We start from the raw sequence: 17,400 nt of genomic DNA, 5'->3' as shown, positions 1-17,400 counted from the left end.
CTATGAAAGATAATGAAAAAAGGTTTGAAGAGGATATAGAGTCTCATTTGATTAATCAAGAGTATAGAAAACTTTCTATGCAAGGATATGATGTATCAAAAGGTATTTATCTAGATATCCTTGTAGAGTTTATTAAAAAGACTCAAAGTAAATCATGGGAACGATATGAAAAGTATTATGGTGATGAAGCACCTAATAAACTATATCGCAGACTAGAAGATTCTATTAGTCATCACGGGCTTCTTCATGTATTAAGAAATGGCATAAAAGATATGGGGATAGACCTTTTTATCTGTTTCTTTAAACCTGAATCAGAGTTGAATCCAACTTTGGTTGAACGTTATGAAGGTAACATATTAGGTGTAACAAGACAATTTGCATATTCACCTTTCAATAACAATACGATTGATATGGTCCTATCCATTAATGGTATTCCTTTTATTGCAATCGAACTTAAAAACCAATTAAAGGGACAAGATTATAGAAATGCGATGCACCAATGGCGTTACAATCGCGATCCAAAAGAACTGATATTCAGATTCAATCATAGAATATTGGTTTATTTTGCTGTAGACCTATATGAAACATGGATGACGACAGAACTTAAAGGTGCTGATACACATTTCTTACCTTTCAATCAAGGATCTAATGGTTCTGGTGTCAGTGGTGGCGCTGGTAATCCGCAAAACCCTTATGGTTATACCACATCATATCTATGGGAAGATGTACTATCTAAAAATTCCATCATAGACATACTTCATCGTTTTATTTCTAATCCTAAAGACTCAAAGAAAATAATATTTCCTAGATATCATCAGTATGATGTCGTTAAGAAAGTATTATCGGACGTTAAAGATAATGGTGTAGGTCAAAAATATTTAATTGAACATAGTGCGGGATCCGGTAAATCAAATTCTATCGCTTGGATTGCATATAGATTGGCATCTGTCCATGATATAGATGATAAACCAATATTTGATTCAGTTATCATTGTTACTGACCGTGTAGTACTTGATTCACAACTACAAGATACGATTAACGGCTTTGAGCATAGAGCTGGATTAGTTGAAGCAATTGATGATAAAAAGCGTTCAAGAGGCCTTACGGAAGCAATTAACGATAAGAAACGTATTATTATTTGTACCATTCAAAAATTCTTGTTTGCCTATAAAGATTTCGATGAAATGGAAGGTAGAAAGTTTGCGATTATCGTGGATGAAGCGCATCAAGGTCAAACTGGTGCAAGTGCTAAGACCTTAAGAAGGGCACTGATTGATAAGAAAGTTGCAATTAAAGAGTATGCAGAGATGGAAGGTATCGAAGAAGATGAAGTCGATGATACGGATGAACTTGTTGCAGAAGTATTAGCCCAAGGACAACACAGTAATCAATCTTTCTTTGCATTCACTGCAACGCCTAAAAATAAGACAATTGAACTTTTTGGCAGAAGAAATCCATCCACTGGAAAACATGAACCATTTCATGTTTACTCTATGAGACAAGCCATTGAAGAAGGATTTATTTTAGATGTCTTAAAATACTATACAACACTTCAAGATCAATTTAAGATAGTTAGAACAACAAGAGACAATCCTGAAGTTATCGAAGGACAAGCTAAGAGAGTCTTAGTTCGCTATTATAAAGAACATGGGTTTACCATTCACAAGAAAACCGAACTTATTATGGACAACTTCTTAAACAATGGTCAATTTAGAATTGATGGTAAAGCGAAAGCGATGGTTGTTGCTGACTCAAGGCATAATGCTGTCCGATATTATCATGCAATTCAAGAATACATTAAAGATAATCCAGATATAACTTCAAATATTGGGGTACTTGTTGCATTTTCTGGAGAGGTTAAGCTAGATGGTAAATCATATAGAGAAGCTGAAATGAATATTGATAGTGAAGGTCATTATATTAATTCTGATAAGAAACTCAGAAAAGCATTTAGAAGCGATAAATTCAATATCTTAGTGGTTGCAAATAAATATCAAACAGGATTTGATGAACCGTTACTACATTCCATGTATGTTGATAAAAAACTTCATGGTGTGAATGCTGTTCAAACGCTTTCTAGAATGAATCGCGTATATCCAGGTAAGGTAGACACTTTTGTCATGGATTTTGTAAACACGCATGAAGACATGAAAAAGTCATTCCAACCATTCTTTGAAACAACCTATTTAGATGGCCAAACAGATTATAATCGTGTCTATGATTTAAGAACTAAGATACACAGTTATATGCTATATAACGATCAAGATGTGGATCTTTTTGCCAAAATCAAAATAGATGCAGCAAAGAAACAAGACGATAAAGCACTTGGCCGTGTAACAAGTATACTAAAACCTGTCATAGATCAGTATCTTGAGTTGGATGAAAAACAAAAATATGAATATAGGGATCTATTAAGAAAATTCAATCATGCCTATTCATATATCACCCAAATCGTAAGAATTAATGATAAAGAACTCTTTAAAGAGTTTATGTTCATTTCTTATCTAATCAATCTATTACCTAAAGATACTGCAGAAAAAATTAGTATTGATGACAAGATTAATCTAGAGTTTGCCAAACTTAAAGAGACATATAAAGGAAGCATAGAACTAGAAAAAACATCAGTTGATTTAAAACCTGAGCAATCAGTAGATGCAAAAAGAAAACCTAAATCTAAAGACACTCTTCAAAGTATCATTGATAAGGTTAATGAGCAATATATGGGACAATTCACTGATAGTGATAAAGTCATTATTTCTGGTATCTTTGAGATGTTCATGAATGATCCAGAAGTTAAAAAATATGCTCAATACGCAAAAGAAAATAATCCAGAAATGTTCATTAAGAGTTTATTTCCTGATAAATTCAAGGATATAGCCTTAAGATTATTTACAGAAAATCACGAGTCATTTGAAAAATTATTTACAGACACATCCTTTTACGAAAGAGTAATGGATGCAATGGCTAAAGAACTTTATAAAAAGCTTAGAAAATAATAATATTAGCGATTAACTCTAAAAGAAATTATTATGCAAAAATCTATCAACAAATGTAAAACAGATACAGTAAGCCGATAACATCATAAACAAGTATGTTAACGGCTTTTCTTTTATGGTAGAATGGGTTTATAAAGTGAACTATTGCAAGTAGTTTAACATTAGGAGAGAAAATGAAATTTTTAGAAGGCATACAAAAGTTTGTAGAATTAATCACAATAAAGATTCCAATGTCTATAAGGATTCTTTTTGGAGTCATAATATTAGCAATAGTTGGTATAGCAATATACAACTCAATAACTAATCAAAATCCACCAACAAATAATCCTCCACTGGTTGAGGAATATGATGAAAACAACAACTTTTTATATGAAGAATTTGTTTTTGCAGATGAAATTTTCATGAAGGTGGTTGGCATCAATGCTGTTGAAACAGAAGATGAAAAATATATGCTTAATTTAAGTATAAGAGTTGAACAATGGAATACTGATATCAATGTAAATCAACAAGATATTAAATCTGAATATTTTGAATTAAGGTTGGTTGATATGTATGCCCGCTCAAATATGTCTATTTTTATGGAAGCATTGGCAAATGCTACTTTTTCTGCTATGTTATCTGGTGCAATAGGAGGAGACATTAATGTCATTGAAGAAACTCTTGGCTTTGCTGAGGATTACATAACAGGTAGTATTGAGAATGCAGTTAGCAATAAAAATAAAGTGATCAAAGGTGATCCAAATCAATTTGAGACATTTGAACCATATAGAAATAATGGTGTTTCTTCATTCATTGAATTATCTTTTCTCTTAACAGATGAATTTTTGAATTCTACCCAAGTAATGGTGCTTTCAATTGATACTTGGGATAGAATTGAACAAAATGTTTTTCTAATCTTACGTCCTAATCTTCATGATTATAATGTTCATTTTGATTTCAACGGTGGAACTTCATCAGAAATTATAGATATAAACATTTCTAAAGGACAAATTGAAGAATTGCCTACTGCAACACCTTATAAAGAAGGTTATCAATTTCTATACTGGTCAAGTGTAAAAGATAGCCCAGAAACAAAAATCAGAGATTTATATTTTTATGCATCAGAGAATGAATTGGTTTATACTGTGTATGCAAATTATCAGGAACTTGTACCTCTTGATGAATATATAAATATAAATGAAGATACTATATTAGAAAACGGTGTGTATACCATAAAGATTACCAATGCGAGTTTTTCAAATGAGGCAACTACGCTGAATAAAAACGACTCAGAAAATCATTTAATCGCTCCTCAAGGTAGCAAGTATCTAATTCTTAATGTTAGTATATTAAAAACTGAAGGTAAAAATCATACTCTTGATAATGACAACGATTTTCATTTAGAAAACACATATATTAATAAGGATATTAGTAAATATTATGGTTTTATTGATTTTGCCAGTTTAAGACCGATTAATGATTATTCATGGATAGATTTGGAAATCAAAGAACCAGGTATTTATGAATTCAATTTAGTTTTTGAAGTTTCTGAAAATATGAGTTTAGTTGATAATATCCTTGTATTAGAGATAGATTTTTTCATAGGATATAATGCAGTTTCAATACTATTAAAGGATTAGTATAATTGAAATGGAAGAGTTTAATAGGAAACGCTATTGATTTATGCAAGAAGAATTTGATCAATGAAAGTTTAGTTAATAGATTTGAAACGCTTATCTTTTACAATATAGATAATAAGTTTGATTTTCGTGAAAAATTAAAGAAAACTGTTGAGGAACAAGAGAAATGAGTACACCTACATCTCTTGAACTGAATTATTTAACTGCCACATTGTTGCTAAACTACTACAATAATAAAGTTGAGAAAAAGCATAAAAAAACAAAAGATTCAGTGAGTGAATTTAGAATTAAACATCCCGCATACATTGATGTCCCCATGAGCATGATGCATTTATCTATTATATGTGCTCGTGAACTATATGAAGCGAAACAAAGAGATGGATTGCAAGAAGCAGATTGGTTAAGGCTTCGAGAACTAAGAAATTCCATTGCTCATGCAGTAAAAAAAGAAGATCAAGAGATTAGATTCATTGCCACTTCAGAAGAAGTTTTTACCATACTGAATAAACTTAATAAACACTTATACGATAAATATAATCTTGATACCAATAAAACGTGGCAAGCACATATAAAGAATTACTATAAGGATTTGGACAGGTATTGAGACAATTAAAATCTAATTCTTGCAGATGCACGGAGAGGAATAAACATGATAAAGAAAATAGCAAACAGATTATTTAATGAATTTAATCCTAATGCATCCTCTGAAGAAAAGAAATGGATTAATGTTTTTAATGAAATAGAACATCGCATTGATGTGTTGTTTGAAAGTTTAGTGTCCTGGTATACAGTAAATATATTCTTTCAACATCTTAGAGTTCAAAACATTAGTGAAAATTATGTGTTATATCCATTAAGACATAAAGCATTTATTTATGAATCATATATGTTTATTGAGTTGAACAATTTACTCGATATTAAAGGTGATAGTTCTATAACTGGATTTGTGAATCACTTTTACAAAGATGTATCTGACAAAGGTAAAGAGTTTATATCCATATTTCAAACAAATATTGATCTGAATAAGCTCAAAAATCATTTTGATTTGTTTATGGAATGGAGGGAAAAAAACTCTATTGAAATCAATCATTTTAAATATATGCGTGATAAAAATTATAGTCATGTTGATCATAATTTCGAGTACGATAACAAAGTCAGTTTTGAATATTTGATTCAAGCGATTGTTTTCCTTAGTGACTATACATCAATTCTAGCTAATATTATGAAAATGATGAAGATAAGAATAATGGATGGAGAACCAGTTGCCATTCAGAAAGAAGTATTTCTTACTACCTCTATAGATGTTATAAGAATTAGATTTAAACAAGAAATAAATGCCTTAAGTAAAATATATAACTTTGAAAAAAAGAGTAAAGAAAATATGGTGTTAAACTGTTGGGATTCAATAGAAGAAACTCTAAAGAATGTAAAGCTAATTAAATTAATGACTGATAACAATAACAAGAATTGAGGTTTTAAGAATGTGTGGAAGATTTACAACACTTACAAGTTCATAGAAATATTATATGTATCGACTTTAAGTTTTTTTATGCTTCTGTAGAATACGTTTTAAGGGGATTAGACCCTTTTACTACACCACTAGTGGTTGCAGATCGTTCTCGCGGTAAAGATGCATTGTGTCTGGCTGTATCACCGTATTTAAAGAGTATGGAAGTTCCAGGTCGTATCAGAATCTTTGATATTCCAGATAATCTAAAAGAAGGTACCATTTATGCAATGTCAAGAATGAAAACCTATATGGAGTACACCATGAAGGTTATTGAGATCTATTTGATTTTTGTATCAGAAGATGATTTGTATGTTTACTCCATAGACGAAGCATTCTTAGATTTAACAGGGTATTTAAAACTCTACAATAAAACAGAACTTCAACTAACAAAAGAAATCATTAAAAAGATAACTGATGAACCGCACTTACCAGTATCTGTTGGTATAGGACCTAATATACTTATGGCAAAACTATCCATGGATATAGATTCCAAGAAACAAAAGGATTCGATAGCAAAATGGTCTTATAAAGATATACCGGATAGATTATGGCCAGTAGAACCACTATCTAAAATGTGGGGTATTGGACCACGTATGGAAATTAATCTTAATAAACTTGGTATATGGTCAATAGGAGACCTTGCAGCTTATAATGTTGATGCTCTACAAGATAGATTTGGTGTGATGGGTCAACAACTTTGGTATCATGCACATGGCATTGATAATGCACTAATTCAAGATAAAGGTAAACTCCGCTATCAAAACAAATCCTATGGGATGAGTCAAGTGCTGTTTCATGATTATAATGGTGAGGAAGTATTAACCATCATCCAAGAGATGGTTGATGAAGTATCAAGAAGATTAAGACTCAATAAAAAAAGATGTAGAGTCATTCATTTTGGTATAGGTTATAATGCTGATATTGGTGGAGGATTACATCAACAAATCACATTCGACCAACCAACATCATCAGTCGATCAAATCTTTGAAACATGCCTAAATATCTTCAAAAATAAGTATGATGGATTTCCAATAAGAACAGTAGAAGTTTCTCTTGGTGGTTTAACAGAATCTACCACTTATCAGTATTCAATCTTTGAAGATGCAGAAAGCATCGACCGTGAATATAATTTGATGTCTGCTATGGATGAGATTAAAGAGAAGTTTGGCAAGAATGCAGTAAACCGAGCAACTGCACTTAATAAAGAATCCACGATTATTAAACATAATACATTTATTGGGCGTCACAAAGCATGAGACCTTATACGGATAGAGGTATTATCAAATACTCACCATTTGATGGTCTTGCAGGATTTGTAGATATGATGCAAGAACTTCGTTATCGATTAAATAAAAAACCAAAACCAGAACTCCAAGAAGATAAACTTGAAGATATGGATAGAATCATGAAATCTGCAATCCAAGATAATAAACAAGTAACTATTATGTATTTAGATGATGGATATGTTTATGAATACAAAGGTTTTATAACAAAACTAGATGAGATTAATCGACTACTATTCATTGACAAAATAAAGTATGAAATAAATAATGTTATTGATATAATAATAGAATAGCGATTCAATGAAATAAAAAATACTGTTATAAATCTAGGAAAGTGTTAATGTCATTTTAAATGATGTTTCTTATAAAAGAACCAATTTAGTAGAAAGGATTGTTACCATACTATATGAGCAAAATCGAAGAATTAAATGAAAAATTACAAATTATTTTTGATTTATTTGATAATTTAACCAATAATCCATCAAATGAATTTGTAGATGATTACACAGTTTATACGAGTATCTTATATGATAAATATGAAAAAGTGGATAAAAACTTTTGGAATTATTTTAAAAACAAATATAGATTACCAGATATAGAAAATTATTTTGAATCTCATTATGATTTGTTAAGAACAGTTTTTGATAAATGTATACATCCCTTTTACTTGAGGTTAGATATTTTACCTGACTATCATTCTAAATATAAGAATGTAGCTGATAATTTTGAAAAAGTATGGAAATTTAATCGTTTCTTTTCTAACAACTGGATTACAATTCTATCATTTATTTTAATGTTTGTTTTTCTAGCACTAGCAGTTGATAGTAAAAACAATAATTATGATTTTGATTATGATGTATATATAAGTTTATCAACAGGTTTTTTAATATCACTCATAATCAGTGGAATCAATGCTTCTCATAAAAGAAGACTCCGAAATAAAAAGGCAGAATTCAATCAGATTTTGTATCAATTTGAACTACTTAAGAAAAGTTATAACGAGATAAATGAATACATGATGAAAGAAGACATCAAGAATAACAAGGATTTTGTAAGTGAGTTTTGCGAATTTAATAATTCATTAAATGATTTTCTGGATAATACCTCTAAGATTCTATCTTTACAAAGTAGTTCGATTTATCAATGGTTCAAAGATTTTGAAAAAGAAATATTTGATTATTCGTCAAGTATTGTACAAAAGGATTTCGATAAAACAATAATGGATCAAACCACTGATGAGGATATTGCAGTTCTACAAAAATATGTGATACAGTTTAGATATTGGGTTAATCATTTTGAATTTGATATTATGAATTTAAAACATTATTATGGGAAAGATATTGATAAAATGAAGGACAAGTCACTTTAAAAATCTTTCGTTTATTATAGGTTAAATAACAGTAGTGAAAGGCTGTAAGAAGTGGAAAGAACTAGAAACCTTATAGCAAGAACACTACAGCAAGTATACATTTAGTGACATAATGCCATACACACGTTAATTCAAGGTGTGAATGGCATTTCTTTTATGTTAAAAATGTACAAGTTTTATAAGTTTAACGAAGTAAGTGTGCCAAATATATTATTCGTAAACTATAGGAAGATTAAGTGAGGTTATGTCATTATTTATTAATGATAATAAACTGTCAATAACATTTAAATTTTGTACATAAATCACCTTAGAAACACAGTGTAAAATATTTTGTGTAAATGAAAACCAAATAAAAATTTAACAATATAGTGAAGTTATGATATAGTGACTATGATGTAATCTTTTGGAAGTGCACATGGAGAAAATTAGGTCTAATCGATAGGATTTATCTGTGTATTAAAAATAATCTATAAGCTAGTCAGCTATTTTCTAAGAGATTAGTAAACATGAGTAAATAGTAAGATGTCATTTTAGGAGCGGATATGAATGAAGAAATTGAAGTAAAATTAAGTAAATATAACAACGGTGTTAAAGACTTATTTTTGAAGATCAGAAAAATAATCTATGAGACTAATTTACAAATTGATGAAAGAATTTGGGCAAGCATACCATCGTTTTATTATGGAAATAAGTTTATTCGAATCATACCTTTTAAGGATTACGTTAATATAGAGGCTAAATTAATTAGTGAGTATACAAAAGAATTGATTGGTTATAAAATAACTCCCAAAGGGATGTTAAGACTAGAAATTAATCAAGACGTTCCAGGTGATTTGCTAGGAATTATCTTCAAGCAATCGTTGACCGAGTAAGTATCATTAGTCAAAACACGTAGAATCAATTAGAAATGATTGGTTCTTTTTTTGAATACTAGGAGACATACACTGGTAATCTAAAAGTAAACAGGATAAATAATAAAAAAATATTATCACTCAAACAGTTTCTACTTAGAGGTATTTCATTTTTAAGAAAAACAAACGTATAGACCTCAGAAATATATCCTTTTTTAAAGGTTCGATTTCAACTTTTAGCATATGGAGGCATTTTATTTATGAAAGGTGGTACCCATGTGTCCTAGAAAATCATAGCAGTGCACATAAACAGACTATTATGGGAAAATATATATAAAAACATAAAGTAATTTGGTATGGGTCCATTAATCCGTTTATCTACAAACAACAAGCATATTCAGATATCATGAGGTATGATGACTCGTTATTAGCAGAAGAACTTATTAAAGGTAACATCTCTGATACATCCTCTTTTAAATAGGGTTATAGAAAACAACCTCATTTACTTACAATTACCGATTAACGGACTCTAACTAGTAGTTATAGGTATAATAACAGAAAAACAACTACTTTAGTTGTAAACAGAGACACTGTTAATTTTTTTAATTTTATAAGTAAGTTATGACATATCGACAATCGATAAGAAGTAATAAGTGTTACTTTGTTTAAAATTGGAAGATTAGAAAAAAATCGCCATGAAAGTCTGGATCAATTATCAAATATACTCAGCTGTACACCGAATGAATATCATGATATGTTGATTAGTATAAGTGATAAGTAAAAAAAGAAGAACGACTCGAAACTTAATTCGTTCATAGCTTCTTCTATAAATATTGTAGTGTTAAAACATAAATGCAAGGAGGGGGAAAATAAAAAGGTCCTTCTCTTATAGAGAAAGACTTTAGTTGTATGTGATAGTAGCAAGACTATCAACCCGTCGCTAGGACTCACAAATATTATATACTAATGTTTTTAAATGTCAATATGTATCAATTTATCGAGACCTTTAATTTTGTGCGTTTACACATTCTATTGTAAACGCACATCAAAAAGTCATTGCATAGACAATCTTTATTGACATAAATCTACAAAAAATATATAATCTAGGTAATAAAACTCTCCGCACCTCTTTCGAATGTGTCCCAGGAGAGATTTTTTTTAGGAGAATAGCGTGGAAGTTAAGGGACACATGGTATAATGAATTAAAATAAGAGATTAAATGTTTGGATGAATAATATTTAAATTGAGTCAATAGAAGTGTTATTGTCCACTAAAATCTCTACCAACAATATAACAGCTATTTCATAATATATATATAAAAGAAATTTTGAGGTGATGTATATGAATATAACCAAAAAAATTGTCATTATTCTTGGTAGTTTTTTAGTCATAGGTGGTTTAATAATTGCAGGATTACTATATTTTAATTCCGCTTCATATAAAGTATCGCAATTAGAAAATGAGTGGAATATTAATTTACCTAATGGTATTAAACTGGAATATGATTCAAAAAAAGTTCATATTGATGGCAGCATTCACTATTATGTTTTTACAACAACTAGTGAACTTACAGAAACAATGTTTACAATAGGGGATGATATTAGCAAAGATGATTTTGAAACATCATTTATTAATGCAATGGAAGGTCTTGGTATTTCATCGGGGAAAATAAATATTCCTTCTGAATTTTATCCGGATCTTAATGAAAATTATAAATTTTTACTATTAAATAGCGTCGGTGGAGGTGGTAATAGACATAAATACTTCTATTTAGTATATCTTCCTGAAACTAATAGAATTTTTATATGTAACCAAGTTTCTCAGTAACAAATAAAACTATTAAATAAAAGCCAACATCTATTCAGGAGATAAACTGAATAGATGTTTTTTTATTGTAGAAAGGCATACTTTCTTTACTTTACAAAAATAGTGTAACCATACTGAGTACCATTCATGAATTTTTGTAGTACATAGCTATTTTTACTAACTTTAAAACGGAAAAAACAGTTGACAGTAATTTTAAAGAGAAGTATAATGAATGTATGAGCATATGTTCATATGAAAGTGTGAGGTAATAATATGAAAAATTTAGAAATGGATGTATGTGCTTCAAATATTATACATCCTGAAGCGGTAAATAAAGCAAAAGAGAGTTTACCAAGTGATGAACTTATATTTAATTTAGCGGATTTTTTTAAGACCTTCGGTGATTCCACACGTATTAAAATAATATGTGCATTAATGGAAACTGAGTTATGCGTTTGTGATTTAGCAAATGTAATTAATACATCTCAATCTGCAGTATCACATCAATTAAGAGTATTAAGACAGTCTAGGTTAGTAAAGTACAGAAAAGATGGTAAAACAGTTTATTATTCATTGGATGATGACCATATTAAGTTACTTATAAGCCAAGGACTAGATCACCTTTTACATAAATAAAAAAGAGTGCGAGAAATGAAAGAATATAGATATCATTTAAAAAACATAAGTTGTGAAAAATGTGCAGATAAAATCGAGAGTAAGCGAAATACAGGATGGTGTAGAAGTGAGTGAATTAACATTTGAAGAAAATATTGTGTGTTCAATTGAAGGTTTGGACTGTGCTAATTGTGCTGCAAAAATTGAAATTCAATTGAATAAAACAGATGGAATAGAAGAAGCGAGAGTGGATTATTTATCAGGGAAACTTATATTATCATTATCAAGCTTAGCTGATAAAAATGAAGTCTTACAAAAAACACAAAAAATTATAGATAAGATCGAACCAGGTGTTAAAATTCGTGAACTGAGTAAAGCGAAAAATGACGATCATGATCATGACCACGAAGAAGGAGTAAGTCTTCATGAAATGTTAAAACTCATCATAGGTATACTTATCTTTGTTGGGGTACTATTTATTAATAAATCATCTATTTTTTATCTTCCGATGTTTATAGTAAGCTATCTGTTAATAGGAGGAGAAGTAGTATTTCGAGCTTTTAGAAATATATTAAGGGGAAAAGTGTTTGATGAAAATTTCTTAATGACTATAGCGACTATTGGAGCATTTACTGTCGGAGAATATCCTGAAGCTGTTGCGGTTATGCTATTTTATCAGGTAGGAGAACTCTTCCAGGATATAGCAGTAAATCGATCAAGAAGATCGATTAAAAAACTTATGTCAATACGACCGGATGTTGCTTATGTAAAAAAAGGTAATGAGGTTCAAGAAATCAAAGTTGAAGAAGTAAATGTGGATGATATTATTGTTATTAAACCAGGTGAAAGAGTTCCTTTAGATGGCATAATAATAGATGGTGATTCATCACTGGATACAAAAGCATTAACAGGTGAATCGGTCCCTATGAATGTGACTGTAGGTGAACAGATATTATCAGGTTGTATTAATATTAATGGTTTACTTACAGTTAAGGTTACAAAACTAGCAAGTGAATCTACAGTTGCTAAAGTATTAGAGTTAGTTGAAAATGCTACAAGTAAAAAGGCTCCAACTGAAAACTTCATTACAAAGTTTGCAAGAGTCTACACACCAATTGTTACATTGTCAGCGGTATTGCTTGCTATAATTCCTCCTCTAATTTTTCAAGTTGGAACATTTGAAGAATGGTTATATAGAGCATTAATATTCTTAGTCATATCATGCCCTTGTGCACTAGTTGTATCTATACCATTAGGATTCTTTGGTGGGATAGGTGCAGCTTCAAAAAATGGAATATTAGTAAAAGGTGGAAACTATTTAGAAGCACTAAATGAAATAGAGATTGCTGTATTTGATAAAACAGGTACATTAACTGAAGGATCATTTAAAGTGACCCAAATTAATCCGGTTATTGATATTTCAAAGGATGAATTGTTAGAAAAAACTGCATACGTTGAAAGTTTTTCAAATCATCCAATAGCTTTATCAGTTGTCAAAGAATATAACAAAAGCATTAAACAAGAAATTGTATCAGATATAAAAGAAGTTTCAGGTCATGGTATAAAAGCTAAGGTTAATAGTGATGAAGTATTAGTAGGAAATGCTCGTTTAATGGAAAGAGAAAATATTTCATTTGAAGCATCATCTGCATTAGGGTCTATCTTGTATATCGCTATTAATAAAAAATATGTTGGTAATATTGTTGTATCTGACCAAATAAAAAAAGATTCAAAAGAAGCAATAAAGCTATTGAAAGCATTAGGGGTTAAGAAAACCATAATGCTAACGGGAGATAAAAAATCTGTTGCAACTAGTGTTGGCAAAGCATTAGGATTAGATGAGATTCACGCTGAATTACTTCCTGAAGATAAATTAAATAAAGTCGAAGAACTTTTAAACAGTAAGTCAAAACGAGGTAAGCTCTTCTTTGTTGGAGATGGTATAAATGATACACCAGTACTTGCAAGAGCTGATATCGGGATTGCAATGGGCGGACTTGGTGCAGATGCCGCAATTGATGTAGCAGATATTGTTATTATGACAGATGAGCCATTAAAAATTGTAACTGCGGTAAAAATTGCTAGGCGAACAAGAAAAATTGTATGGCAAAACATTATATTAGCATTAGGTATTAAAGCTTTCTTCTTAGTTCTTGGTGCATTTGGAATAGCAACAATGTGGGAAGCCGTTATTGCTGATGTAGGTGTCTCGTTGATAGCAATCCTAAATGCAATGAGGGTGCTAAAAAAATAGGTAGCGTGTCAATTTGTAAAAGGATAGATAGCATCACACATATAAACACTAAATGGTTTGATACAAAAGCGAATGAGCATTCGTCCCATGTATCAGGCCTTTTTTTAATTGGTTAATTGATTGAGGGTTATTGATACTTTAAACTCAGTTATTACATTTGGAAAGGTTATATGTATAACGCTTTTCATTTTCACATTAGCTGCAATACCTAGTCCGTCTACTTAGAAGTAGGTGTTTTTTACTCATAGTGCTATTTGAGATTAGAGGTATATGTTTTTAATTAGTGATGTACTAATGGTAGAATGTATGTTTTGGTGGATGGTGTGGAACTAAATTATAGACTTCGAATAAAAAAGAATGCCATTTTTGTTATGTTTAAACTTTTATCAACTACCAATGAAATCTATAATTTTGATATAATGAATTGAATTAAGGTGATATCCTGTGCACATACAATGTACAAAAGCAACGCTAGATTATTTTAAACCGAAAATTACAGAACATGACACAGATAATGATATGTATGCTTGGCATGCGCACTTTTTAAAACGAAGTGGAAAGAATCTACTCGTATTAATGCATGACCTATCAAGATTTACAGTTGTATTCTATGGATTAAAGAAAAGTCACATTAAAGAACTCTATCCCATGATCAGTGTTGGTGTAATGAACGCTATGATGGATGCTGGTATACCATTAGATGCAATAGGAGCCTATGTTGATAGACGACCTGAATCATTTTCATTTAACAAAACTAAGCATAGAACTTTAGTTGCGAGATTAAATAAAGCAGTAGAAATGGTAGATCATATATTAGGCACTGATGGATATCATCCAGACTCTATTGAACAAAGACATGCGGGTCTATTTTGTAATGAGTTACTTGTTTGTGAAGATAATTATAAAGTCTGTTATCATCCGGAAGAAAAGTTAAGAGAATATTTAGAATTACTAATAAAATAACCAAGACGCAAGTATGAAATGATCTATCAAGGTAACATCTATTCAGGAGATAAACTGAATAGATGTTTTTTTGTTTTTAGGCTCCAAGAGGTATAAAAGAGATAATTAATGACTGCTACATGGTATTATGATAGATTTACAAAAAAGTCGTTTGTATAAAAAAACTTACTTTAGATGTTATTACAGTTAACTTTTAGGCATGTTTTTCATAAAAAGTTCATATCATACATTTAAATGATACAATATCATTAACGAATTTAAAATCGCATATGTTATAAACAAGATTGTGGGGACAAGGGATGTTAGCATATAATGAGTCGATTAAGCAATTTAATCAAGATGTTTTGAATAATCAAATCATGACAAAAATCTCCAGTAAACTTAACGCTGGTAAGTCAGAACAAAGTGCATGGAAAGATGCTGCAGTATACATGAAAAATATTCTTGAACTAGCAGGGTTAGATGGTGATATTGAAATTGGCATGGAATTAAAAATTCCGATCACTAATAATCGAATTGACTTTTTAATCGCAGGGTTAAATGATCGTTTGGAAAAATCATTGATTATAGTTGAAATGAAACGGTGGAGTGCTGTATCTAAAACAAATAAAAGTAGACTAGTCAATGCAGATGATACAAGATATGGTCAAGATGCACTCCACCCTTCATACCAAGCATATACATACAAACTAAATTTAGAAGCATATAACCAAAACATCACTGAGGAAAATATACAAGTCTCTTCATGTTCTTATTTGCATAATCTATATGAAGATAGTGATATCAAAGATGATTTTTATAATGAATTTCTGGAAAAATCACCAGTATTTGCGGCAAAAGATAATCAAAGACTTGCAAATTTTATAAAAATGCATGTTTCTAAAGCATATCATAACCAATTACTATATCAAATTGAAAATTCAAAAATAATTCCAGCACAAATGCTTATGGATAGTTTATCCAGCGAACTATCCAATAATAAAGTATTTACACTATTGGATAAACAAGAGATTTGCTACCAAAATGTCATTAAAGCGATTAGGGATAATGAAGGCAATAACCAAAAACAAGTTTTTATTGTTAGAGGTGGTGCTGGAACAGGTAAAAGTGTTATTGCAGTTAAAATACTAAATGAATTTATTCAAAACAAAAAACTAGCTTTTTATGTAACTAAAAACTCAGCTGTTAGAAATGTTTATAGTAAAAAGTTATCTGGCAGAGAAAATACACATTTAAAAACGCTTTTTCTTTCAACAATTAAAATATCAAGAGATCGACCAAAGGATCAATATGAATGTTTAGTTGTTGATGAAGCACATAGGTTACCAAAAAGATCAAAATCTGGAAATATACTTTTAGGAGAAGATTTAATTAAAGAAATTATTGATTCCACAAAAGTTTCAATATTTTTTATTGATGAAAAACAACAAGTTGATATAAGAGATTATGCTACTATAGAGCGTATTACTCATACTGCAAAAAAACTTGGTGCACACGTTTATGATGATGAAAATTTAAGGCTTAGTTCTCAGTTTAGATGTTCAGGCAATGATGAATATATTAATGCAGTTGAAAGTATTTTATATAATGAGGAAGTTATAGTAAACAAGGACTTAGAATATGAAGTCAAAGTTTTTGATAATATTCAAGATTGGCATGAAGCAATTATGAAAAAGATTGAAGAAACTCCTCATAGTAGAATGTTGGCAGGAGATGTCTTTGATTGGGTTTCAAAGGATGATTCAACATTATTTGATATAAAAATAAATGGATTATCGTTACAATGGAATAAAGACACTACATTTAGCGCAGATGAAAGTCAAAAATATCGAGTGGGTCATATTGATACAGTTCAAGGATTAGAGTTTGATTATATAGGATTAATTATAGGTGATGATTTAATATATAACCCTTTAAAAGGTCAAGTTCAAACTGATTATACTAAGCATCCTATGAATGCTGGTCATTTTAGACGACATGGTAGACGCTCACCCTTAATTGAAGATTTAGATCAAATTGATTTGATCATAAGAAATACATATAATGTTCTAATGAAAAGAGGAATGAAGGGTATATATATTTATTGTATGGATAGCAAACTTAGCAGGTTATTAAAGTCAAAATTTTAAAATCA

The 17,400-nt window shown here is 30.1% G+C and carries 13 protein-coding genes; all 13 read left to right on the top strand.

The genetic code is table 11. The annotated features are described in order from the left end of the window. Window positions 1-2 precede the first annotated feature (2 nt). Complete coding sequence (locus tag ACL_RS06280) at window positions 3-2,996, top strand: type I restriction endonuclease subunit R (RefSeq protein ID WP_012243199.1); 2,994 nt, start codon at window positions 3-5, stop codon at window positions 2,994-2,996. Between the two features lie 173 nt (window positions 2,997-3,169). Then, complete coding sequence (locus tag ACL_RS06275) at window positions 3,170-4,615, top strand: InlB B-repeat-containing protein (RefSeq protein WP_012243198.1); 1,446 nt, start codon at window positions 3,170-3,172, stop codon at window positions 4,613-4,615. 166 nt (window positions 4,616-4,781) lie between these two features. Further along, a complete protein-coding gene (locus ACL_RS06270; RefSeq protein WP_012243196.1) occupies window positions 4,782-5,219 on the top strand; it encodes a hypothetical protein in 438 nt (145 codons plus the stop codon). Window positions 5,220-5,264: 45 nt separating this feature from the next. Beyond that, window positions 5,265-6,086 carry a hypothetical protein gene (locus ACL_RS06265; RefSeq protein WP_012243195.1) on the top strand — a complete coding sequence of 274 codons (822 nt, stop codon included), beginning with the start codon at window positions 5,265-5,267 and terminating at the stop codon, window positions 6,084-6,086. A gap of 14 nt (window positions 6,087-6,100) precedes the next feature. Next, window positions 6,101-7,381 (top strand): Y-family DNA polymerase, encoded by a 1,281-nt coding sequence (locus ACL_RS06260; RefSeq protein ID WP_012243194.1) that lies wholly within the window; start codon window positions 6,101-6,103, stop codon window positions 7,379-7,381. Continuing rightward, window positions 7,378-7,701 (top strand): YolD-like family protein, encoded by a 324-nt coding sequence (locus ACL_RS06255; protein WP_012243193.1) that lies wholly within the window; start codon window positions 7,378-7,380, stop codon window positions 7,699-7,701. The genes ACL_RS06260 and ACL_RS06255 overlap by 4 nt, the downstream gene beginning before the upstream one ends. Before the next feature lie 113 nt (window positions 7,702-7,814). Beyond that, a complete protein-coding gene (locus tag ACL_RS06250) occupies window positions 7,815-8,777 on the top strand; it encodes a hypothetical protein (RefSeq protein ID WP_012243192.1) in 963 nt (320 codons plus the stop codon). 542 nt (window positions 8,778-9,319) lie between these two features. After that, entirely contained in the window at window positions 9,320-9,649 is a 330-nt protein-coding gene (locus tag ACL_RS06245) for a DUF1801 domain-containing protein (RefSeq protein WP_012243191.1), read from the top strand. A 1,320-nt stretch (window positions 9,650-10,969) separates the two neighbouring features. Next, window positions 10,970-11,455 (top strand): hypothetical protein, encoded by a 486-nt coding sequence (locus tag ACL_RS06240; RefSeq protein ID WP_041634345.1) that lies wholly within the window; start codon window positions 10,970-10,972, stop codon window positions 11,453-11,455. Window positions 11,456-11,707: 252 nt separating this feature from the next. Continuing rightward, window positions 11,708-12,070, top strand: coding sequence for an ArsR/SmtB family transcription factor (locus ACL_RS06235; protein ID WP_012243189.1), 363 nt, complete (start codon window positions 11,708-11,710; stop codon window positions 12,068-12,070). A gap of 106 nt (window positions 12,071-12,176) precedes the next feature. Further along, window positions 12,177-14,303 (top strand): heavy metal translocating P-type ATPase, encoded by a 2,127-nt coding sequence (locus tag ACL_RS06230; RefSeq protein ID WP_012243188.1) that lies wholly within the window; start codon window positions 12,177-12,179, stop codon window positions 14,301-14,303. Window positions 14,304-14,747: 444 nt separating this feature from the next. Then, window positions 14,748-15,266 carry a DUF6933 domain-containing protein gene (locus ACL_RS06225; RefSeq protein ID WP_041634338.1) on the top strand — a complete coding sequence of 173 codons (519 nt, stop codon included), beginning with the start codon at window positions 14,748-14,750 and terminating at the stop codon, window positions 15,264-15,266. A gap of 299 nt (window positions 15,267-15,565) precedes the next feature. Further along, entirely contained in the window at window positions 15,566-17,395 is a 1,830-nt protein-coding gene (locus ACL_RS06220) for a DNA/RNA helicase domain-containing protein (protein ID WP_012243186.1), read from the top strand. Window positions 17,396-17,400: the final 5 nt, after the last annotated feature.

The organism is Acholeplasma laidlawii PG-8A, assembly GCF_000018785.1.
Lineage (GTDB): Bacteria > Bacillota_I > Bacilli_A > Acholeplasmatales > Acholeplasmataceae > Acholeplasma > Acholeplasma laidlawii.
This window is presented reverse-complemented; position numbering and strand designations above follow the sequence as displayed.